Consider the following 23,102-nt stretch of genomic DNA (forward strand, 5'->3'; position numbering starts at 1 on the left):
ACCTGAAAAAATTGCAACAATCATCCCAGTATCGTTGGCTTTGCTAACGATGCTTTTTATGTGTCATTTTTCGAATCAATAAGTAAGGTAATTTTAGTCAAAGGGAGGTGTAATAATGCTCGTCGCTAAAGACAATGATGGCCACTTGGTTTCTCTTTTAGAAGGACAAATTGAGGTTGGGAAAGCCCCTTTTACCTGTCCAGGTTGCGGAGCCTTAGTTCGTTTGAAAAAGGGCAAGATTAGGCGACCTTATTTTGCCCACCTTTCTCTGAAGAACTGTCAATTTTTTTGGGAAAATGAGGGTCAAGAACATTTGGGGCTCAAGTCTGAACTCTATCGCTCCTTGAAACCAGTCTGTCAGGTGCGGATTGAAGTGGTTCTGCCAGATTTACAGCAGGTGGCTGATCTCTTGGTTGAGGATAACTTGGCCTTAGAAGTTCAATGTTCGACTTTATCGAGAGAGCGTTTGAAGGAACGAACTCATGCCTATCGCTCTTATGGATTTCAAGTGCGTTGGCTTTTGGGCAAAAAGCTCTGGCTGAGAAAGTCTCTGACGGCCCTGCAAAAAGATTTCCTCTATTTTTCAGCTAATATAGGCTTTCATCTCTGGGAGCTAGATTTGGCAAAACGCTGTTTACGCCTAAAGTACCTGATTTATGAGGACTGGCATGGGCATGTTCACTATTTGATTAAAGAGTGTCCTTTTTCTGAGAACTGTTTGGACTTTCTGCGCCAGCCTTACGTCAGGCAGCCTCTAGCTTCCTATAAGGTCAAGATGGATCAGCAACTTCTTGGCTACATTCAGCGCCAGCTCTACAGCAGAAATCCTAGGTGGTTGAAGCGTCAAGCTCAAGCTTATGAACGTGGGGATAATTTACTAGCCAAATCGCTAGCAGACTACTATCCGCAAGTTCGACCTCCTAAGGGGCCTTTCTGCCAAATGAAACGAGATTTGACGACTTTTGAGAACAATTTTCTGGCCTACTATCAGACTGCTCATAATCAGACTGTACAAGTGCTTTATCCACCAGCTTTTTATGATAAAATAGAAGGAAAATCTATGAAGGGAAATTTTGAAAAGGTGCAGGTGAAGAACTAGCTTCTTCAGCGTCAATTCAAAAGTAAAGGCTTATGACCAATAATCGTGCTCATATTGATAAAAAATATAAATGGGATTTGACTAGCGTTTTTGCAACCGATCAGGCATGGGAGGCTGAATACCAATCGTTAGAAAAGGCGGTAGTCGAAGCAAAGGATTTGGCTGGACAGCTTGGTCAGTCTGCGACTAAGCTCCTGCAGGTAACGCAAATCTATCTGGACTTGGCTCGCCGGCTGGAGAAGGTCTATGTTTATGCTTCCATGAAAAATGATCAGGATACAAGAGTCGCCGCCTATCAAGCAATGGCTTCGAAAGCGACAACACTTTATGCTAAGTATGGTGAGGCTTTCGCCTTTTTTGAGCCTGAAGTTCTAACCATGGGGGAAGAAAAGTTTGCAAATTATCTGCAAGAAGATGCCAAGCTAAATCTTTATCAGCACTTCTTCCAGCAAATTTTTTCCCAAAAGGCTCACGTCTTAGCACCAGATCAAGAGGAACTCTTAGCTCAGGCTCAGGAAGTCCTAGGAGCAGCCGGTGAGACTTACGAAATTTTGGATAATGCTGACCTGGCTTTTCCAAGTGTCCTTGACGAAGCTGGTAAAGAAGTCGAGTTGACTCACAGCAACTTTATCACCTTGATGGAATCTCAAAATAGAGAGGTTCGCAAGTCTGCCTATCGAGCTTACTATAGTATTTATCAGCAATTCCAGCACACCTATGCCAAGACCTTGGCGACAACGGTCAAGAGTCATAATTTAACTGCGAGGATTCGCCATTATGATTCTGCCCGTCAGGCTGCTATGGCTGACAACCATATTCCAGAGGCTGTTTATGAGACCCTGCTTGCAACAGTTCATAAATATCTTCCCTTATTGCAACGTTACATACGTCTGCGGCAGGAAGTTTTAGGGATAGCAGATTTAAAAATGTATGATGTCTATACGCCCCTGTCCAAGCTGGACATGTCCATTACTTATGAAGAAGCTCAGGCCAAAGCTTTGGAGGTTTTGGCAATCTATGGGTCAGACTACACTGAGCGGGTAAAAGAAGCTCTGTCTCAGCGGTGGATTGATGTTCAGGCCAACAAGGGCAAACGTTCGGGAGCCTATTCAGGTGGTTCTTACGATACCAAAGCTTTTATGCTACTCAACTGGCAGGACACGCTGGACAACCTCTATACCTTGGTTCATGAGATGGGGCATAGTATGCATTCGACTTTTACCCGTGAGAATCAGCCCTATGTCTATGGGGATTATTCAATTTTCTTGGCTGAGATTGCCTCGACTACTAATGAAAATATTATGACCGAGACTCTGCTCAAGGAAGCGAAGACTGACAAGGAGCGTTTTGCTATTCTTAATCATTATTTGGATAGTTTCAAAGGGACGGTATTTCGTCAAACTCAGTTTGCAGAATTTGAAGAGAAGATTCATCAGGCAGACGCCCAAGGTCAAGTCTTAACGAGTCAGTATTTAAATGAGCTCTATGCGGACCTCAATCAAACTTATTATGGCCTAGCCAAGGAAGGTAATCCTGAGATTCAATATGAATGGGCACGTATTCCTCATTTTTACTATAATTACTATGTCTATCAGTATGCGACAGGTTTTGCGGCTGCCAGTTATCTGGCTGAAAAAATTATTCATGGTTCTCAGGAAGATAGGAAACGCTATCTCGATTATCTTAAAGCCGGAAGTTCTGCCGACCCACTGGAAGTTATTGCCAAGGCAGGAGTGGATATGACTCAGGCAGATTACTTAGAGTCTGCTTTCCAACTCTTTGGCAAACGCTTGGATGAATTTGATCGCCTAGTTAAAAAGAATAAGTTAAGGAGTTAAGTTAAAGAAGGATAATTTTTCAGTAAAGGCTAGCATGGCCCACGAGGGAGAGCAAGATGATTTTATCTGGCTCTCTTTTGAGCTTGAAAAAAATTTTACTCTTGCTTTTTAAAAACGTTTACATGCATTGCTGCCTGATTTTTGGGGGAATTCGTGCTATAATAATAAGGTTGAAAACTTATAGAATAATCGAGGAAGACATGACTAAACTTAGAGAAGATATTCGTAACGTCGCTATCATTGCCCACGTTGACCATGGGAAAACAACCTTGGTAGATGAGCTCTTGAAACAATCTCATACACTGGATGAACATAAAGAGTTGCAAGAGCGAGCGATGGACTCTAACGATTTGGAGAAAGAGCGTGGGATTACTATTCTAGCTAAGAATACTGCCGTTGCCTACAATGGTACACGCATTAATATTATGGATACCCCAGGACACGCCGATTTCGGTGGTGAAGTGGAACGAATCATGAAGATGGTTGACGGGGTTGTCTTGGTTGTAGATGCCTACGAAGGAACAATGCCACAAACACGTTTTGTGCTGAAAAAAGCTTTGGAACAGAATCTAATTCCAATCGTTGTGGTTAACAAGATTGATAAGCCAGCAGCTCGTCCAGCAGAAGTTGTTGATGAAGTGCTGGAGCTCTTCATTGAACTTGGTGCTGATGATGAACAGTTGGATTTCCCAGTCGTTTATGCGTCAGCTATCAATGGAACTTCGTCTATGTCAGATAATCCAGCTGATCAAGCACATACTATGGAACCAGTCTTTGATACCATCATTGATCATATTCCAGCACCAATTGATAACTCTGATGAGCCTCTACAATTTCAAGTTTCTCTTTTGGATTACAATGATTTCGTTGGCCGTATTGGTATCGGGCGTGTTTTCCGCGGTAAAATTAAGGTCGGTGACCAAGTTACCCTGTCTAAATTGGACGGGACAACTAAGAATTTCCGTGTTACCAAGCTCTTTGGTTTCTTCGGTCTTGAACGTCGAGAAATTGACGAAGCTAAGGCTGGTGACTTGATTGCCGTTTCGGGTATGGAAGATATCTTCGTCGGTGAAACTATCACACCAACCGATGCTGTTGAACCATTGCCAATTCTTCACATTGATGAACCAACCTTGCAAATGACTTTCTTGGCTAATAATTCACCATTTGCTGGCCGTGAAGGAAAATGGGTAACCTCACGTAAGGTTGAAGAACGTCTCCTGTCTGAATTGCAGACTGACGTTTCCCTTCGGGTTGACCCAACAGATTCTCCTGATAAATGGGTTGTTTCCGGACGTGGGGAATTGCACTTGTCTATTCTGATTGAAACCATGCGTCGCGAAGGCTATGAATTGCAAGTTTCACGTCCTGAAGTTATCATCAAAGAAATTGATGGTGTTAAGTGTGAACCATTTGAACGGGTACAAATTGATACTCCTGAAGAATATCAGGGAGCTATTATCCAGTCCCTCTCAGAACGTAAGGGAGATATGCTGGATATGCAAATGGTCGGCAACGGACAAACGCGCTTGGTCTTCTTGATTCCGGCTCGTGGTCTAATCGGTTACTCAACGGAGTTCCTTTCTATGACGCGTGGTTACGGTATCATGAACCATACCTTTGACCAATACTTGCCAGTTGTTCCTGGTGAGATTTCCGGTCGCCACCGCGGTGCCTTGGTTTCTATTGATAATGGTAAGGCCACCACTTACTCCATTATGCGAATTGAAGAACGCGGGACTATCTTTGTTAATCCAGGGACCGAAGTTTACGAAGGAATGATTGTTGGGGAAAATGCCCGTGATAATGACCTTGGTGTTAATATTACAACGGCTAAACAGATGACCAATGTTCGTTCAGCAACTAAGGATCAAACAGCAGTCATCAAGACTCCTCGTATTTTAACTTTGGAAGAGTCGCTGGAATTCCTCAACGACGATGAATACATGGAAGTTACACCAGAATCAATCCGTTTACGGAAGCAAATTTTAAACAAGGCAGCCCGCGATAAGGCTAACAAAAAGAAAAAAACAGCAGCAGCTGAGTAAGGAATGAGAGAGCAGTCGTAAATTTCAGCTGTTCGATGCTTCCTTGTACTTAGATGCTTAGCTATACTGGGATGGGGGCTAAACTATTAAAATTAGTGTTACCAGCTCATCACTGCGTTAGGAGGTACCGGCAATGTTTTATCTATTTGTTGCAATCTTGATTGCCATTTATTATTTCTTTGCGGCTCCTAAGACCGTAAAAAATACGATGAATATGATTTCAACCATGGGAATTGTTGCGGTCCTGATTGTCATGTCTATTCTCGGTTTTGTCAAACTGATTCAATCCCCCCCAGAAGTTTTTGTAGCCCTAGCTATGGTAGGATTGGCTTATTTCAGCCTCCGGGATGTTGTTGGTCTGTCTACTCGGCCCAACAAGCATCACAAACTTTGGGTTGGTTTTAAAAATTATATTGTCAATCATTTTAAGTCATGATAAAGAGAACGGGCAAAAGCTCGTCCAGTATCTTTGTTTTGGAATAAACTCTTGGTGCAGTGGCTGGTTTTCCTTTTGCCATGAGGACAAAGCGGAAAAACTAAGCGAATAAGATGAGCATCGTTCATCTTATTTCCAACCTTAAAAGGCCTGTGGAACCTTTTGAGCTGTGCGGGTGTGGAGTGAAAAGGTCTGGGAAGAGACCGTTTCAGGTTACCGCAAAGAAATTAGGAAGTGGTGAGAACCAAAATTTTCAATTTTTTGGTTGTTCCCACTCCCTTTTTTAGAGCCCTAAATAAACAGTTAGTCAAGGACAAATAAGTCTGCTTTGAAGGGAAAAGTCGAGAGGTCTTGTCTGTGGTGCTAGGCTTGAAAAACCACTCAATTAAAGGTAAAATAAAGAGAACTATACTAGTTGGAAGTGGGCTTATTATGAAAGCAGTTAAAGACTTTGAGAACAAGAAGGTGCTGGTTTTGGGATTGGCGCGTTCAGGCGAAGCAGCAGCGCGTCTTTTAGCAAAATTAGGAGCCATTGTAACGGTCAATGATGGCAAGCCTTTTGAAGAAAATCCTTCGGCTCAGGCTCTCTTGGAAGAAGGGATCAAGGTTATCTGTGGCCACCATCCCTTGGAACTTTTGGACGAAGATTTCGCCTATATGATTAAAAATCCCGGAATTCGCTACGACAATCCTATGGTGGCAAAGGCTCTGGGAAAAGGTATTCCTGTCTATACTGAAGTTGAATTGGCCTATCGGATTTCTGAGAGCCCAATTATTGGGATTACTGGTTCTAATGGGAAAACGACAACAACAACCATGATTGCGAATGTCCTTAATGCAGCTGGTCAGTCGGCTCTCCTGTCTGGAAATATTGGTTTTCCAGCTTCAGAAGTGGCTATGACAGCAACTGATAAGGATACTTTGGTGATGGAGTTATCGTCCTTCCAATTGATGGGAGTTGAGAGGTTTCACCCTCACATGGCAGTTATCACCAATCTTATGCCAACTCATATTGACTACCATGGAACATTTGAAGACTATGTGGTAGCTAAGTGGCACCTGCAAGATCAGATGACGGCTGATGACTATCTGATTCTTAATTTTAATCAAGATTTGGCTAAGGAGCTGGCTTCTAAGACACAAGCAACCGTCCTGCCATTTTCAACTCAGGAAGAAGTCGATGGTGCTTATCTCAAGGATGGTTACCTCTGCTTTAAAGGTGAGCAAGTCATGGCCGCAGATACTATTGGTGTACCTGGCAGTCACAATATTGAAAATGCCTTGGCAGCTATTGCGGTTGCTAAGTTATCAGGTGTAGATAATGCTGTCATCGCTCAAACTTTGTCCAGTTTCAGTGGAGTCAAGCATCGTCTGCAATTTTTGGGACAGGTAAAGGGCGTTTCCTTCTACAATGATTCTAAGTCAACCAATATTCTTGCTACTCAAAAAGCTTTGTCTGGCTTTGATAATAACAAGGTCATCTTGATTGCCGGTGGTTTGGATCGCGGAAATGAATTTGATGAGCTAATACCAGATATTGTCGGCTTGAAAAAAATGATTATCATCGGTCAATCTGCCCCTCGTGTCAAGCGAGCTGCAGATAAAGCGGGCGTTCCTTATTTGGATGCTGAGGATGTCAAAGATGCTGCAAGCATTGCCTTTAAAGAAGCGGCTCCTGATGATGTGATTCTCCTGAGCCCAGCCAATGCTTCTTGGGATATGTATAAGAGTTTTGAGGTGCGTGGAGATGACTTTATCGCTGCCTTTGAAAGCCTAAAGGGAGAGTGAGCATGGCTAAAAAAATCGTCTTTACCGGTGGTGGAACTGTCGGCCATGTTACTCTCAATTTGATTCTGATTCCCAAATTTTTGAAAGATGGCTGGGAAGTTCACTATATTGGTGATAAGCATGGCATCGAACACCAACAATTGCTCCAGTCGGACCTAGATGTTAAATTTCATAGTATTGCGACAGGGAAATTACGGCGTTACTTTTCTTTTCAGAACCTGTTAGATCTCTTCAAGGTTGGTTGGGGTGTCCTGCAGTCTTTGGCTATCATTGCCAGAATTAGGCCGCAAGCATTGTTTTCTAAGGGAGGTTTTGTCTCGGTTCCGCCTGTTGTAGCCGCTAAACTTTTGCGCGTTCCTGTCTTCGTCCATGAATCAGACCTGTCTATGGGGCTGGCTAATCGGATTGCCTACAAGTTTGCGACCAAGATGTTCACTACCTTTGAGCAAGGGCAGGGCTTGAGCAAGGCTCAGCACGTAGGAGCTATTACTAAGGTGAATCAGACCGACCAAACTACTCCTGATTCTGAGCAAATTAAGAAAATTAAAGCAGCCTTTGATTCCAATCTGAAAACTCTCCTCTTTATTGGTGGGTCTGCTGGGGCCAAGGTCTTTAACGATTTCATCACCAACAATCCTGACTTGACTGAGTCTTACAATGTCATCAATATTTCCGGTGATAAGAGCCTAAATGGTTTGCAGTCTCACCTCTATCGGGTTGATTATGTGACTGATCTCTACCAACCTTTGATGGATTTGGCGGATGTTGTAGTGACAAGAGGAGGCTCAAATACGATTTTTGAGCTTCTGGCTATGCAAAAACTCCATATCATTGTCCCTCTTGGTAAGGAGGCCAGTCGGGGAGATCAGTTAGAAAACGCAGCCTACTTTGAAAAAAAGGGCTATTCAACTCAGCTGCTAGAGCCTGACTTGACATTAAAAAATCTTGAAGCAAAGCTAAAGCAACTTTTATCCGCTAAAAAAAGCTATCTATCTGCTATGGCAGATACGACAGAACTTAAATCGCCAGAAGAGTTTTATCAGCTATTAAGCATGGCTATCTCTCAAGGATCATCGAAAAGCTAGCAGTTGTTTGTTTTTGTCGAAAAGGGGGAAATCTTGGCTAAAAAATCAAAAGATGAAAAAAATCAAAAGCAAGAGCAAGCTCCTCTGACTGAGTGGCAAAAACGCAATCTTGACTTTTTGAAACAGAAGGAAGAAAAGAAGAAGGAGCAAGAAAAGCTCAAGAAGGAGTTGGCCGATAAGAATCGAGCTCGTTTCACAGGCCAATCTTCGTTTTCTAAAGAAGATAATGAAAGCAATGGCAAGGGAAAAAAGCAGAAGTCTCAGGCTGGTTCTAAGAAAAAGTCTAAACCTGCTAAAAAGGCTTCAGTAAAGCCTTTGCCTAAAAAGCCCAAGCCTAAGTCAACTAAGTTCAAACGACGTCTGACCAGTGTACTTGTCCCTGCATTTTTAGGGCTTCTCTTGGCACTCTATATGATGACTCCGCTTAGCAAGATTAAACAGGTAACGGTTGAAGGGGTTAATCAAACCGATAGTCAGTCGGTCTTGAAGGCTTCTGGTTTAAAGGATAGCGACTATACCTTAGCTACTATCTTTAATCGTTCTCGGTTAGCCCAGTCGATTGCTAAAAATGATGTTTGGGTCAAATCTGCCACGGTTGATTATCAATTTCCCTTTACTTTCTCGATTAAGGTCAAGGAATACAGTATCGTTGCCTATGCTCAGACAGATCAGGGGTATGTCCCAATCCTAGAGAGTGGGACTCGTCTCAACAGTGTTGAAGCAACGGCTTTGCCTGATGCGTTTACGACTATAAATCTTGAAAATGGTAAGTACTTGTCCAGTTTGATTAGAAAACTGACCAAGATGGATAAATCTTTGATTTCTGAAATTAAGGTCATTACCTTGGCAGATTCTAAGACAACACCTGATCTCCTCAATTTGGAAATGCAGGATGGAAATACAGTGCGCGTGCCTCTGTCTCAAATTGATAAAAAGCTTCCTTACTATGATAAAATTAAGGATAGCTTGAAGGACAACCATATTATTGATATGGAGGTTGGTATCTTTGCGACCAATAATGAAGGCGAACAAGAAGATACTGGAAATTCTGATGGCGACAATCCTGATCAAGCTCCAGAAGAATCGCAGTCAGATGATTCGGGCGATCAAAACCCAGATCAGAATGCAACGGAATCTTCTTCAGAGACCGATGGCTCTGAGCAAGCTAACAATGATCAAACAGCAAATCCTCAGTGAGTTGCTGTTTTTTATCTCTTCTTTGGGAATTGCTGCTAATTTTTTAAAGGTATCAGTGGGATTGGCCTGCTGATGTTTTCTAGCTAGAATTGTCTTTCTTTTGAAATAAATCTTAAATTATCATTAAGATTGCTTTGCAAAGGTTCTAAAAACATGCTAGAATAATGATAATTGTTATTGACGGTTTAGTTATACTTTTTGAAAATCAAAACTATACATCGTTGACTTCTGCTTGCTGTACATCGGTACTGCCTGCGCTTCGTCGCCTTGTCTATTTTTGATTTTCTTTGAGTATTAGTTCTAAATGATAAAAAGCTAGTAGATATTACTGATGTATCCCTATCTTGTTTGAAGAAAGTATTTAGACTAGCTCTCTAACAAAAAAATAAGGAGATTTCCTCATATGGCAACCAAAGAAGAATGGGTAAACCTATTTGAATCCACTAAAGGTCGAAAACCAACAGCTGCTGAATATGCGCAGGCGATGAGAAACGATTTTGATATTAGCGAGTTTGCTCCGAGACAAGCTCAACAAACACCAGTTCAAGAACCAGCTACGAGTCAAGCGGATGCTCGAGAAGACTGGATGAAATTATTTGAATCAGTTTCTGGTCGAAAACCAACAGCTGCTGAATTTATGCAGGCTAAAGCAACCGGCTTTGATAAAGCTCAAATGGCTAGTATCCTTAACCCTGCTCCTGTTAGCAGTTCAGTGGCTGAAACAACTCAAACAAGTGCTGAATCTGAGAGTTTGACTTCTGAAGCTAGTCCAGAGATAACAAATTCAGCTGGTCAAGCAGACCAACCAGTCCGAGAGGCAGCGCCTTTGGTTCAGCCAGCAGAGTCAGTTGTTCAGCAGGGGGCACCTGTCCAGCCTGTTCAGGGACCAGCGAATCCAACTCAAGAGCCTGTTGAACCAGCAAATTCAGCCTTTAATCCAGCTGGTCAAATGCCAGACTCTGGTCTGTCTGCCTCAGCTCAACAAGTGTCAAGCCCAACATCAATTCAGACTGGTTTTCAACCGACTGCTTCAGCTATGCCGCAAGGACAGATGACAGGAGTGGCTCCGGCTAAGTCTAGCAACTTTCTGAGCCTAATTTTACCAATTATTTCCTTGACTCTGTCAGTGCTCTTTATGATTTTATCTTTCCTACTGGCAGCTCCCCTATTCTTAGGTTTATCGGTGCTTGGTTTAATCGGCGCTGCCGTCCTGATTATCCTGAATCTTAAAGGCAAGCCAGTCCTTTCGATTGTTGCGACTGGTGTTGCTCTGCTGGCTCTCATTGTTACTAGTGTTGCCACTTTTGCTTCTGTGTCGCATAAAACTACAGACACTAGTTCAGCTTCAATCAGTAAAAAAGATGGTAAGGTCAAAGATGACAGTACAGATGTCAATGACTATATTGATAAAGATTATAAATTTGAATGGAAGCAGGATGACTTCAAGGACTTGGAGGCCAAATCAGACTCGGTTTCTGATGTTATTGAGAAACATGGTAAGGCTTCTGACGCACAAATTTCGGGTGATCGTCTGACTTTGACTTATAAGGACAGCAAAGCTGGAAGCAACAATAGTGTCACGGTGATTTTTGAAAAGCAATACAATGGCAAGTTCGTTCTTTCAAGCGGAAATGCGAATTTTAATGCTGATGATATTGATTCGAGCAGGGATTATAAATCTGACTGGAAAAAAGAAGACTATGATGCATTGAAAGAAGGCGACAGTGAAACGGGTGCCGGCGGTAGCAGTTGGAATGATATTAAGAATAAGCATCCAAAAGTTTCTTCAGCCTATTATAATCTGTCTTTCTATGGTGACGAAGATATCAGCTATGGTTTGTCAGTCACTTACTCAGATTATGGTACTGATGATTCTCATTTGACCTATGTAGGTTTAACCTTTAAATCAGACGATGGCGGAAAAACTTATAACTTGTCTTCTAAGTATAGTGACAAGGATAACTAATGTAAGAGAGCTATAAAAAAGGGCTGGGCGAAAACTCGTCCAGTCTTCCTGTTTTGTAATAAACTTTTGGCGCAGTTGTTGGAGGGTAAGACTTACTAGCTATGCCAAGAAGTCTTACTCCTGCACAGTTCATTAGAGAGTGGGACAGTTGATTAGGATGGTCGCTAACACTTGCGGAGTAGTTAAACAGTCCAGTGGACTGTTTAAGGGGATGCCTGAAAATGGGGCTGCACCCCAAGATAAGGACTCCCAACCACTGCGCCAAACTGTTATTACTGTAAAAATAGAAGGCTGGAATATTTTTTCCTAGCCTCGATGAACCACTGCTGGCTAGTTTTCCTTTTGCCACAAGGCTAAAGCAGAAAATCTAAACGAATGTGATGGCCATCGTTCATCTTATTTCCAACCTCAAAAGGCCCCCAGCCCTTTTTAATCGGGAAATGAAGCTTGCAAAGCAAGTGTTAAAAACGGTCTGAGGGGAGACCATTTCAGGTCATCACCTAAAAACTAGGATGTGGTGAGAACCAAAATTTTCAATTCTTGGGGTGTTCCCACTCTTTTTGATTGTTAGGCTAAGTCTCAGAGTAAGTTTTAGAAACTGTATAGCTGGCATTTAGGTTGAGAATCCTACATGAAATTAACGGAATTTCGCCTCAGGCGACGTTCTGTTTTTGTTTACAAGAAAAACAGTTTCATAAGGGGGGCAGCTAAGCAGTTCCCCCGAAAAATGTGTACAGAAGGTACGAGACTTTAGGTCTTGCCATGGGAGCTTGAGTTGCTTTCACTTTCATTTTTAGCTATAATGAAAGGGTTGCAGAGTATTTTGGCTTGTGTCTAGCTGAAATTAGCTCTGCTAGATTTAGATTGAACATGATAAGATTGGAAAACAATGACTTTACAAGACGAGATTAAGAAACGGCGCACTTTTGCTATCATCTCTCACCCAGATGCTGGAAAAACAACGATTACAGAGCAGTTGCTTTATTTTGGGGGTGAAATTCGTGAGGCTGGTACTGTCAAGGGGAAAAAAACTGGGACTTTTGCCAAGTCAGATTGGATGGATATTGAGAAACAGCGTGGGATTTCTGTAACATCCTCGGTTATGCAGTTTGACTATGCTGGCAAGCGTGTCAACATCCTAGATACACCGGGGCACGAAGATTTCTCTGAAGATACCTATCGGACCCTGATGGCTGTTGATGCAGCAGTCATGGTAGTCGATTCTGCTAAGGGGATTGAGGCGCAGACCAAGAAACTTTTTGAGGTCGTAAAGCATCGTGGTATCCCCGTTTTTACTTTTATCAATAAGTTGGATCGTGATGGGCGAGAACCCTTAGACCTCTTGGAAGAATTAGAGGATGTCCTAGGTATCGCTAGCTATCCTATGAATTGGCCAATCGGTATGGGACGATCCTTTGAGGGGCTCTATGATATTCATAATCAGCGTCTGGAGCTCTACAAGGGTGATGAGCGCTTTGCTGAAATTTTAGATGGAGATACCCTCTTTGCCAGCAATCCCTTCTACGAACAAGCTAAGGAAGATATCGAGCTTCTGACTGAGGCGGGTAATGAATTTTCAGAAGAGGCCATTTTGGCGGGTGAGCTGACCCCTGTCTTCTTCGGCTCCGCTTTAACAAACTTTGGGGTACAAACCTTTCTAGATACCTTCTTGAAGTTTGCCCCAGAACCTCATGGTCACCGAACGACAGATAATCGTATGATTGATCCACTGGATAAGGATTTCTCTGGTTTTGTTTTTAAAATTCAGGCCAATATGGATCCTCGTCATCGCGACCGTATTGCTTTTGTTCGCATCGTTTCTGGTGAGTTTGAGAAAGGTATGTCAGTCAACTTAACGCGGACGGGTAAGGGGGCTAAATTGTCCAATGTTACTCAATTTATGGCGGAATCGCGGGAAAATGTAGAAAATGCTGTTGCTGGTGATATTATTGGCGTTTACGATACGGGAACTTATCAAGTTGGTGATACTCTTACCGTCGGCAAGAATAAGTTCGAATTTGAGCCGCTACCAACCTTTACCCCAGAACTCTTCATGAAGGTTTCAGCCAAGAATGTCATGAAGCAGAAGTCCTTCCATAAAGGAATTGAGCAGCTGGTACAAGAAGGAGCCATTCAGCTCTATACCAACTACCAAACTGGCGAATATATGCTGGGAGCTGTCGGTCAACTACAATTTGAAGTTTTTAAGCATCGTATGGAAAGTGAATACAATGCTGAAGTTGTCATGACCCCGATGGGCAGCAAAACTGTGCGATGGATTAAGCCTGACGACTTGGATGAGCGTATGTCGTCCAGCCGTAATATTCTCGCTAAGGATCGTTTCGATCAACCCGTTTTCCTTTTTGAAAACGACTTCGCTCTGCGTTGGTTTGCAGACAAGTACCCCGATGTGGAGTTGGAAGCCAAGATGTGAGAGGCCCAACCGCCTAAGTTTTGAAGAACTTGGTGGCGAATGGTGAGCTCATTCACTGACTTCGCCAAAGTAGTATTATTGGCTGCTTTGGCTCTATGTCATGATTGAAATCTGGAATTGAGTACGATGGTGCTTTGCCTATTCCCCTCACTCATTTAAAAGAGATGGCCATTTGACCATCTCTTTTTCATGTCATAATGCCCTAAAATTTAAAGGAGAAATTGAGTCCGGGACAAAAATCCATATCCGTTAGCATTATTTCTAGATTTACCAGATCGACGCAGTGGTTGATTGGCGGTCCTTATCCCTTTCGTAGCAAGGGATAGCGACTAACCTAATCAACTGTGCGGAGGTGGGTGAAATGCTCCAGTGAACTTTGGCAGTCTGGGGATAGACTGCCAAAGCCTGCCACCTAAAGATAAGAAAGTGGCAGAGACCTGAGCCTTAAAATGGGAGAGCGAAGAAAATCAAAGTTGTGATTTTATCACGATTTACTGATTTTTTATACGTAATCTTCAGAGATTACAATGCTTTGTGGGTGAGGGCTAAGCTATCATGGCTGTTTGTCCCACTCTCAATTTTTGTGTTCTAACTGAAATATTTCTACGTAAGTTCTGATGAATGTAATAGTCTGCGACAAGTACTGTAGGTACTTTGTTTACTTATTTTACTGACTTCATAAGGACAGTATGGTATATTGGGAATCTTTTTCCTTACTGTATGAAAAAGATTTCTAAGAATGGAATGAGCTTTTAAAAACATAACGGCGATCATCAAGAGGTCTCACTATTTCTTTTAGTGGGATAATTGTCGATAAAAGCTGCACCTTGGCTCGCAAAGTTCAAACCTTGCTAGCGCGGTCCTTCCCTCGATACGCCTGTTTTTTGAATGTTGAGTCTATCCAGGTGGGCTGAGCTGGCCTTTTTACTGCTCTCTTGATTGGTTTGTGCCAAGTTAGGAAGAGTGAGGATTTTCTTAGTAGTATCGCTGATTAGGTAAGCTTGAGCGGAGCCATTTCGATTACCATGATGGCCCGTCCTAGATCGTTGGCTAGGCTAGGCAAGAAAACACTATAAGCATCATGAGGATCACTGGTAATGCAATCAAGAGGTGCCTTTTCTGGTAGAAAGGCAGCTTCTTCCATGCCTAAGGCCTGATTTTTCCTTCTTTCTTTTTATGAAAGAAGTGTTAATGCAGGAATGTGATTTCAGTATGGTCAAAGCGGGTCTTGATAAATCTGTTAGAAGTCAGAATTTTTATAGGCATATTGAAAATAGCTCAAACAAAACTTAAATCAGACTTAAAAATTGTTTGATAGCGCAAAATGTGCTAAAATGACAGGGATTACAAGGAGGAATGATATTATGTCATTGGAAAAACATCAACGTTACAGTTTTCGTAAATTGAAATTTGGCTTAGCATCTGTTGCGGTTGCTGCCTTTTTATCAGGAACAGCTGGTTTAGCTCAAGCTGATGAAACAAGTGCTGATGAGCAAGAGAATAATAACCAAATTGCTGCACAAACAGGTAACGATCAGGACAATCAAGTTCAAACTGATACTGAGCAGAGTAGTTCTAGCCAGACTGCTGTTGCTCCAACTGAAGTCAATAATCAGCAAGAAGCCGTCACGCCGACAAGTACCAGCGAAACTAGTATGGTTGCTCAGCCTGCTACCGAATCAGTAGCGAATCCCGATGCGGCAACGACGACGTTAAATCTAGACCAAGGGAGTGAGACTGCCAGCTTTGAGGCTAATCTAGCTGATTCTAAGATTGCGACCGGGACTGGTGCTCAGGCTGATAAGCTTGATGCCGCCTTGGCTAAAAGAGCCGTCACAGCTGATGTTAAATACAAGAATACTTTTGTTGATGATGGACAGGGCAACTGGTACTATCTTGATAATAATGGTAACAATGTGACTGGCCGTCAAGATATCAACGGTCAAAGGCTCTATTTCGCTCAAGATGGGAAGCAGGTCAAAGGTCAAGAGGCTACCATTGATGGTAAGGTCTATTATTTTGATAGGGATAGTGGTGAGCTGTGGATCAACCGTTTCCGCCAAGCAGATGATCAACAAGGTTGGTTCTATTATGGTTCTGACGGTGCTCGTGTTGTTGGGAGCCAAGAAATCGGTGGCCAAAAGCTGTACTTTGATCCAACTACTGGCAAGCAGGCTAAGGGACGTTTGGTCACTGATAGTGATGGGAAGATTCGCTATTATGATCAAGATAGTGGCAATCTTTGGACCGACCGTTTTGCTCAAATTGATGGCAGATGGTATTATTTTGGTTCTGACGGAGCTGCCGCCACAGGTACTCAAACGATTAATGGACAAGATCTCTATTTCAATGCTGATGGTAGCCAAGTTAAAGGCGGTCTCGTTCAAGTTGATGGCAAAACTCATTATTATGATGAAAATTCAGGCCAAATGCTTAGAAATACTAGTCTGTTGATTGATGGTGTAACCTATAGATTTGATAATAATGGCGATGGTCAGGCTCAAGATAAGATTCAGGTTGTCAAAACCAGTATTGTGGTTGATAGCTATGAATTTGGCCCTGCTGTTTCTAAAATCATCTTACAATTTGATCATAAGGTAACCCCATCGGTTATTCATAATGGTGCCAGTGTTATGACCGCAGGTGTAGCTCGTCAAGTCTTGAATTCTTATGTTTCAGATGCGACTGGTCATGTGGTCTATTTCGACAGCAGCAATTATGTAACACTGGAATTGAACATCCCTTATGATAGTAATGATACCAGCAAGAATGCTTCTCCATTTAATTTTGATATGGCTACTTTTTCTAACCAGTGGGCTAGTGCCTATAATGTTAAAGTAGATGGCTTGTCTGTTCAATATGATGGTTCTGTTTATCATCAAAATCTTACTTCGGAACAAAATGCTATTGCTAACCGAGTGATTCCTGAGACAGAACGTTTCTCAGAACGTGCTACTTATGGCGATTTTCATTACGCAGCCTATACGCCGGAAAACGCCAAGGCTGGTGAAAAGAATCCATTGATTATCTGGCTGCATGGTATTGGTGAAGTTGGTACAGATGTTGATATTCCGATTCTTGCCAGCAACGCTGTCAACTTGACAGAAGATCCGATTCAAAGTCATTTCACTTCAACTGGCAAGGGTACCCAAAAAGGCGCTTATGTCATGGTATTGCAGAGCCCAACGTCTTGGGAAAAAGCAGATAAGACTCAAGTCATGGCCGCTATTCGCTCTTATGTTGCTGCCCATCCAGATATTGATAGTAATCGTATTTATTTGGCCGGTGCCTCAAATGGCGGCGGAATGACTTGGGCTTTAGCTGCTGCTTATCCTAATTACTTTGCTGCTCTAGTTCCGATTTCTGCACCGTATGATGTTATTTTGACTAACAATAATAATAATATTAAGGTGGATGTGCAAGCTGCTTTAAGGAATCAACCAATGTGGCTGATTTCTTCTAAGGCAGATGCAACTCTTGATGTTGACAATCATGTCTTGCCGTTCTATAAAGATATGTTGCAGGCTGGCGGGCAAAATAAATGGCTGTCTTACTTTGAAACCAATGTTGGTGAGTTTGCTAATCATCCAACTTACAATGGACACTGGTCATGGGTTTACTTTATGAACGACCAAGTTACCGGTGTGCAAAATGCTACTAATGCTGAAAATTGGGCAGGTTTGACCGGTATGGTACCAACCAATGCTACCCGCGGCGGTGATGCTCAGGCGGTCTATAAGGGCAAAAAATATGCTAATATCTTTGACTGGATGAATGCTCAAAATAAAAAGAATCGTAAAGCCTAATCAAGGAGAACACGGGCATAAATGCAAGTGGGACAGATGTTCATGAGCGATACGCTCTACTCACAGGTTCTGTCGTCTCTGAGATGACAGACAAAGGCTAGTAACAAATAAAAAGCGAGCAAAGTTAGATTTCTAATGACGAAAATTCTAATTTTGTTCGCTTTTTGGTTTTCTATATGAAGAAACATGAATTAATGGCAAAGATTTTTAACTCCCATTATCCCAATCATGTTTTGAGCTCAAGAGTCTGTAAACTCGATTTTTAAGAGACGGATTACTCTGTCAAAATACGAATCCTGAGGATCGATTTCTTTTTGGTTCGTTTTAAAATCAGTCAGTTTATCGGTAATGATCCCATTGACTGGGCTGTGTAAGAAACGGAATAAGAGACTATCATCATTGACGGTCCAAACATAGAGATCCTTTTTTTGTTGATAGGCAGACAGGGCCGCTACATTATTATAAGAGAATTCTTCAATAGCGTAAAAATCAACCTTGTGGGGCGGAAGTGGTCCAAACTGGAGAGAAACCAGATAGCCGGTATCAGCTTGGGGTAGCTTTCTTTCAATCGCTTCGATGACTGGCAGTTTCATGGACATAATCTTGTTGCCTTGAACGGCTTTTAGATCCTTAAGCTTCTTAAGAAATATATCAACATAGTTGGCTGGCTCATGTCCATAGGGTTTTAATTCGATAGCAATTTTCTGATGACAAGCCTGAGCGGCCTTCATAAATTCATCTAGTGAAGCAATATGATCGCTGTGGCCATTCTGGTAAGTTTTAAGTTTAATTACTTGGGCTAAAGTTAAATCAGAAATATTTTTATCTAAACCAGTCAGACGTTTGAGGTTATTGTCGTGACTGACGACGAATTGCTGATCTTTGGTCATGACAACATCCATCTCTGAATAATCTGCTCCAGCCTTGTGGGCGGCCTGCATAGCTGTAATAGAATTTTCGACACCGTGGGTATCATCTCCCCGATGGGCGATTAGGAGAGCCTGAGAATGGTGTGGCAGGAGGTAGAGGCTGAGGCCGTTGGAAATTAAGCAGGTTAAAAGTGTTAGTGGAATCAGGAGCCGAGTCCAGTGAGGAAAGCCCCAAACTGGTCTGTCTTCGGATCGGTAGGAAAGGTGTAACTGATACTTTTTATGCTTTAAGAGATGACTAGTTAGGAGGATAATCAGAACATATTTTAGTTCCAAAATAGTTCCAAAATTGAGGAATCGCACCAGATTGTCGAAGCTTGTCTGAAGTAGGAGGTTGTTACCTGCTTGATCTAGCTGGTCAAAAAGCAGGGCGGCCCCACTATAGATAAGGGTGAGGCCAAGTCCTGTAGATAGGCTGTAACAGCCAAAGAAGGCTAAGACTTTGATCTGAGTTCCTCTGGTTAGCTGCCAAGAGTCTCGCAAAACCTGACTGGGTTTGCGGTTGTTGATGGTATAGAGGGGGATAAAATAAATAAAACGGAGGTTGAAATAGACAATTAGGATCAGACCAGTCAGATAACTAAATTTTCCTAAGCTGGATTTTACTAATGGATCTGAAATGACATTAGGAATATTAAAGTGAGAAAGCAGACCGAATTTCAAGCCATAGACGGCCAGAGGCACCATGAGGGTAAGATAAAAAAGAAAGACTAGGAGCTGGCAGCTACAAAGCTCTCGCCATTTTTGAGGCAGATCTTTAATAATTTGACGAATAGAAAGAGGCTGGTAGGTCCTGGCAACAGTAATGGTTAAAATGGCAAATTCTAGGTAGATGGTTCCTGCTAAGACTAAGAGGTAGAGGCAGAAAAAGAGTAAAGCTAGCGGATGATGGCGGATAGCCGACCAACTATCAGGCGTCAAGTTGATGAGACCGGCAAAGCCGACCACTCTATTAAAGAGGAAGGAGAGCAGTCCCTTGGCCAAGTAGGCTAAGCCAATTTGCAAAATAATAGCTGTCAGTAGATAGGTCCATAGATGCTGCCACAAATTTTTCCAAGTCTCTTTTAAGAGGGCTCTAAACGATACTATCATGAGATTCCTTTCGTCAGAATAATTTAGTGCTATTGTAGCATAAAGTGGTAGTAAGCAGGAAAATGCTAAGACCTACTCTTTCTATTATAAAAAGACCTCATCGGTCTTTTTAACAGTCAAATATTGTCATGGAGTTGAGCAATTCAGTTTTGAATTGCTCTTTTTTATAGGCCTGATAGGCAGGATTCTTTCTAACCAGATTGTAGCGTTTGGAGAGGTTCCAGGTACCGCTGGGGTTAAGTTCGGGGTTGTCGGAAACAAAGTTAATGGTTAGATCCCACTCCCTGATATATCCTAAGGGGTGAGAGTGGTAGTTGACTCCATCTAGAATCACATGGCCATAGGAGCGATGCTCATGTCCAAAAATTACATGGGCTACACCATACTTGGCAAAGAGATGATGAAATTTTTGGCTGCCTAGGAAGGCATTGAAGGGAGCAAATTTTGGATGGGTCATGGTGAAATCTTGGTGGGGCACGAAGTGCATGGCGACGATAAGGTCAGTGGTATCTAATTGCTTGAGCTGATTTTCAAGCTTGGTGAGAATTTTTTCGGTAATAGTAGGGTCATCTGCCTGCCGGTGGAGTCGACGGTCAAACCAAAAAGTTTGCTTACGGCGCAGGATTTTATCCATCGGTTCTTGGCTAAATGAGTAATCGTACCAACCATGAAAGGCTAGGAGTTGGCGGCTGCCCAAACTGTAGAGCTGAAAGTCCAATCTATCAACTTCCTCATCTGTCAAATCCAACATATCATGATTGCCCAGATTATAGGTAACTCTCAGGCTTTTTTGAAGTTCATTGATAAAAGGCAAGGAAATATCCTGATGGTGATTAGAAATATCACCAGCTAGGTGGAGGTGATCAATGTCTTTTTCCTGCAAAGTTTCCAGAAGGGTCTTTTTTTCAAAATCACCAAATTTATTAAGATCGATGTGGAGGTCGCTCATAATCGCTAGTTTTGTCATAGGTCTATTCTAGCAAAAAAATTTAAAAAGATAAGAAAGGTTGGCCTGAAAGTGAGAACGAGTCTTGAAAGCTGGCGTATTTTCCATTATGATAGACTTATGGATATTAAGGCAGAAATTCAAACATTAGCCAAGGATCTTGGTATTTCTAAAATTGGTTTTACGACAGCCGATGATTTTGCTTATCTGGAAGAATCCCTGAGGGCTTCAGTAGATGAAGGTCGAAATTCTGGTTTTGAGCACAAAAATGTTGAAGAGCGAATTAATCCTAAACTGAGTTTGGCTTCGGCAAAGACCATCATTTCTATTGCGGTAGCCTACCCTAGTCAGCTGCCAGTTCAGCCGCCTAAAACTCAGTACAAGAGAGGGAAGATTACGCCTAATTCGTGGGGATTAGATTATCACCGTGTTTTGAATGACAAGCTGACTCGTTTGGCTAAAGGAATAGAAGATCTTTGTGCGAATTTTCCTTTAGAACATAAAGCTATGGTAGATACAGGAGCCTTAGTGGATACAGCGGTAGCCCAGCGTGCTGGGATTGGCTTTATCGGTAAAAATGGTTTGGTTATTTCCAAAGAGTATGGTTCTTACATGTTTCTAGGTGAGCTAATCACCAATCTTGAGATTGAACCAGATAGTCCAGTTGACTATGGTTGTGGGGACTGCCGGCGCTGTCTGGATGCCTGCCCAACTGCCTGTCTACTTGGCAATGGCTCTATGGATGCCAAACGCTGCCTGTCCTTCCAAACTCAGGACAAGGGGATGATGGCAATGGAATTTCGCAAGAAGATTAAGACAGTTATCTATGGCTGTGATATCTGCCAAATTTGCTGTCCCTATAACAAGGGAATTCAAAATCCTCTGGCAACTCCGATAGATCCCGAACTGGCCTGGCCGGAGCTTTTGCCTTTTCTAGAGCTATCGAATAGCGATTTTAAGAAAAAATTTGGCGAGATTGCTGGTTCTTGGCGCGGTAAGAATATCTTGCAGCGCAATGTTATTATTGCTCTGGCCAATGCTCATGATAAAAATGCCCTTGTTAAGCTCATGGAAATTATTGATAAAAATAACAATCCTATCCATACAGCGACAGCTATCTGGGCCTTGGGAGAAATTGTCAAAAAACCAGACCAAGCTATTAAGGATTATATGAAGGCTCTTAATCCTCGAGATCAAGCTGCTAAAGAGGAGTGGCGTTTAGTTTGTATAAAATGGCAAATTTAAGGGCTTTGTGTTAGAATAAGAACAATTGTGGCTAACTTCTATTAAGGAGTTTAGCTTTCTGAATCTACAGAATGGAGAAAAATTATGGAAGTGGCTGAAATTCGCCAAAAAATAGTAGAAAATCAAGAGAAGTTGACTAGCTTCAGGAGGTCTCTTTGACCTCGATCGCTTAGAAGAAGATATTGCTCTTTTAGAAAATAAGATGACCGAGCCAGACTTTTGGGATGACAATGTTGCTGCCCAAAAGACTTCTCAGGAGCTCAATGAGCTCAAGCAAACCTACGATACCTTTAATCAGATGGAAGAACTCTCAGAAGAAACAGAGCTCTATCTGGAGATGTTGGAAGAAGACGCCAGTGTCCAAGAGGATTTGGAGGACACCTTGGCTAAGTTGGATAAGATGATGGCAAGCTATGAAATGACTTTGCTTTTGTCTGAACCTTATGACAACAACAATGCCATCTTGGAAATTCATCCAGGATCTGGAGGTACTGAGGCTCAGGATTGGGGAGATATGCTGCTGCGGATGTACCAGCGCTATGGAAATGCCAAAGGTTTTAAGGTTGAAGTCTTAGATTATCAGGCAGGGGATGAAGCTGGTATTAAGTCGGTGACACTTTCCTTTGAAGGGCCTCATGCTTATGGTCTTCTCAAGTCTGAGATGGGTGTTCACCGTCTGGTTCGGATTTCGCCCTTTGATTCAGCCAAGCGGCGGCATACTTCCTTTACATCGGTTGAGGTTATGCCTGAATTAGATGATACCATTGAGGTTGATATTCGCGATGAAGATATTAAAATGGATACCTTTCGTTCAGGCGGTGCGGGCGGACAAAATGTCAATAAGGTTTCAACAGGTGTTCGCCTGACACATATCCCAACAGGCATTGTTGTGGCTTCGACCGTTGACCGAACCCAGTATGGCAACCGTGACCGGGCTATGAAAATGTTGCAGGCGAAACTCTATCAATTAGAGCAGGAGAAGAAGGCCGAAGAAGTCTCTGCCCTCAAGGGTGATAAAAAAGAAATCACATGGGGCTCACAGATTCGCTCTTATGTTTTCACACCTTATACTATGGTCAAAGATCACAGAACTGGCTACGAGGTTGCTCAGGTAGACAAGGTTATGGATGGCGATATTGATGGCTTTATCGATGCCTACCTTAAATGGCGATTAGAAGAATAGAAAGGAAATT

The 23,102-nt window shown here is 42.4% G+C and carries 14 protein-coding genes and 2 pseudogenes; 13 read left to right on the top strand and 3 right to left on the bottom strand.

Annotation, left to right across the window (positions count from 1 at the left end; translation table 11 throughout):
- Nucleotides 1–115: 115 nt before the first annotated feature.
- The 9 genes from G7Y32_RS00885 to G7Y32_RS00925 all read left to right on the top strand — a co-directional run bounded on the left by G7Y32_RS00885 (nucleotide 116) and on the right by G7Y32_RS00925 (nucleotide 13,891).
- Entirely contained in the window at nucleotides 116–1,099 is a 984-nt protein-coding gene (locus tag G7Y32_RS00885; RefSeq protein WP_165209322.1) for a competence protein CoiA, read from the top strand.
- A gap of 32 nt (nucleotides 1,100–1,131) precedes the next feature.
- Entirely contained in the window at nucleotides 1,132–2,937 is a 1,806-nt protein-coding gene (pepF, locus tag G7Y32_RS00890) for an oligoendopeptidase F (RefSeq protein ID WP_165209325.1), read from the top strand.
- A 200-nt stretch (nucleotides 2,938–3,137) separates the two neighbouring features.
- Entirely contained in the window at nucleotides 3,138–4,985 is a 1,848-nt protein-coding gene (gene typA, locus G7Y32_RS00895; protein WP_165209328.1) for a translational GTPase TypA, read from the top strand.
- Between the two features lie 133 nt (nucleotides 4,986–5,118).
- Entirely contained in the window at nucleotides 5,119–5,421 is a 303-nt protein-coding gene (locus tag G7Y32_RS00900) for a DUF3165 family protein (protein ID WP_004229369.1), read from the top strand.
- Between the two features lie 432 nt (nucleotides 5,422–5,853).
- Complete coding sequence (gene murD / locus G7Y32_RS00905; protein ID WP_165209331.1) at nucleotides 5,854–7,209, top strand: UDP-N-acetylmuramoyl-L-alanine--D-glutamate ligase; 1,356 nt, start codon at nucleotides 5,854–5,856, stop codon at nucleotides 7,207–7,209.
- Nucleotides 7,210–7,211: 2 nt separating this feature from the next.
- Nucleotides 7,212–8,294: a UDP-N-acetylglucosamine--N-acetylmuramyl-(pentapeptide) pyrophosphoryl-undecaprenol N-acetylglucosamine transferase gene (locus tag G7Y32_RS00910; protein WP_165209334.1), complete on the top strand. Its 1,083-nt coding sequence runs from the start codon at nucleotides 7,212–7,214 to the stop codon at nucleotides 8,292–8,294.
- A gap of 33 nt (nucleotides 8,295–8,327) precedes the next feature.
- Nucleotides 8,328–9,491 (top strand): cell division protein FtsQ/DivIB, encoded by a 1,164-nt coding sequence (locus G7Y32_RS00915; RefSeq protein ID WP_165209337.1) that lies wholly within the window; start codon nucleotides 8,328–8,330, stop codon nucleotides 9,489–9,491.
- Nucleotides 9,492–10,077: 586 nt separating this feature from the next.
- Nucleotides 10,078–11,457: a hypothetical protein gene (locus G7Y32_RS00920; protein WP_398601168.1), complete on the top strand. Its 1,380-nt coding sequence runs from the start codon at nucleotides 10,078–10,080 to the stop codon at nucleotides 11,455–11,457.
- Nucleotides 11,458–12,346: 889 nt separating this feature from the next.
- Nucleotides 12,347–13,891 (top strand): peptide chain release factor 3, encoded by a 1,545-nt coding sequence (locus G7Y32_RS00925; protein WP_165209343.1) that lies wholly within the window; start codon nucleotides 12,347–12,349, stop codon nucleotides 13,889–13,891.
- A 991-nt stretch (nucleotides 13,892–14,882) separates the two neighbouring features.
- Here the strand turns inward: G7Y32_RS00925 and G7Y32_RS00930 are convergent.
- Complete coding sequence (locus G7Y32_RS00930) at nucleotides 14,883–15,035, bottom strand: hypothetical protein (protein WP_165209346.1); 153 nt, start codon at nucleotides 15,033–15,035, stop codon at nucleotides 14,883–14,885.
- 220 nt (nucleotides 15,036–15,255) lie between these two features.
- On the opposite strand from G7Y32_RS00930, the pseudogene G7Y32_RS10510 reads away from it, so the two are divergent.
- Nucleotides 15,256–15,388, top strand: a pseudogene (locus tag G7Y32_RS10510) (YSIRK-type signal peptide-containing protein); the annotation flags it as partial.
- 347 nt (nucleotides 15,389–15,735) lie between these two features.
- Nucleotides 15,736–17,697, top strand: a pseudogene (locus G7Y32_RS00935) (prolyl oligopeptidase family serine peptidase); the annotation flags it as partial.
- A 239-nt stretch (nucleotides 17,698–17,936) separates the two neighbouring features.
- Here the strand turns inward: G7Y32_RS00935 and G7Y32_RS00940 are convergent.
- Nucleotides 17,937–19,718 carry a glycerophosphoryl diester phosphodiesterase membrane domain-containing protein gene (locus tag G7Y32_RS00940; protein WP_165209367.1) on the bottom strand — a complete coding sequence of 594 codons (1,782 nt, stop codon included), beginning with the start codon at nucleotides 19,716–19,718 and terminating at the stop codon, nucleotides 17,937–17,939.
- A 109-nt stretch (nucleotides 19,719–19,827) separates the two neighbouring features.
- A complete protein-coding gene (locus G7Y32_RS00945; RefSeq protein ID WP_165209370.1) occupies nucleotides 19,828–20,685 on the bottom strand; it encodes a metallophosphoesterase in 858 nt (285 codons plus the stop codon).
- 99 nt (nucleotides 20,686–20,784) lie between these two features.
- Here G7Y32_RS00945 and queG point away from each other — a divergent pair, with 99 nt between their 5' ends.
- Together queG and prfB are read left to right on the top strand one after the other, a co-directional pair.
- A complete protein-coding gene (gene queG, locus G7Y32_RS00950; protein WP_165209373.1) occupies nucleotides 20,785–21,909 on the top strand; it encodes a tRNA epoxyqueuosine(34) reductase QueG in 1,125 nt (374 codons plus the stop codon).
- Between the two features lie 84 nt (nucleotides 21,910–21,993).
- A protein-coding gene (prfB, locus tag G7Y32_RS00955) for a peptide chain release factor 2 (RefSeq protein ID WP_165209376.1) occupies nucleotides 21,994–23,092 on the top strand; the annotation gives its coding sequence in 2 pieces (ribosomal slippage) (nucleotides 21,994–22,065 and nucleotides 22,067–23,092; 1,098 coding nt in all).
- Nucleotides 23,093–23,102: the final 10 nt, after the last annotated feature.

This window comes from Streptococcus tangpeifui (assembly GCF_011038795.1).
GTDB lineage: Bacteria > Bacillota > Bacilli > Lactobacillales > Streptococcaceae > Streptococcus > Streptococcus tangpeifui.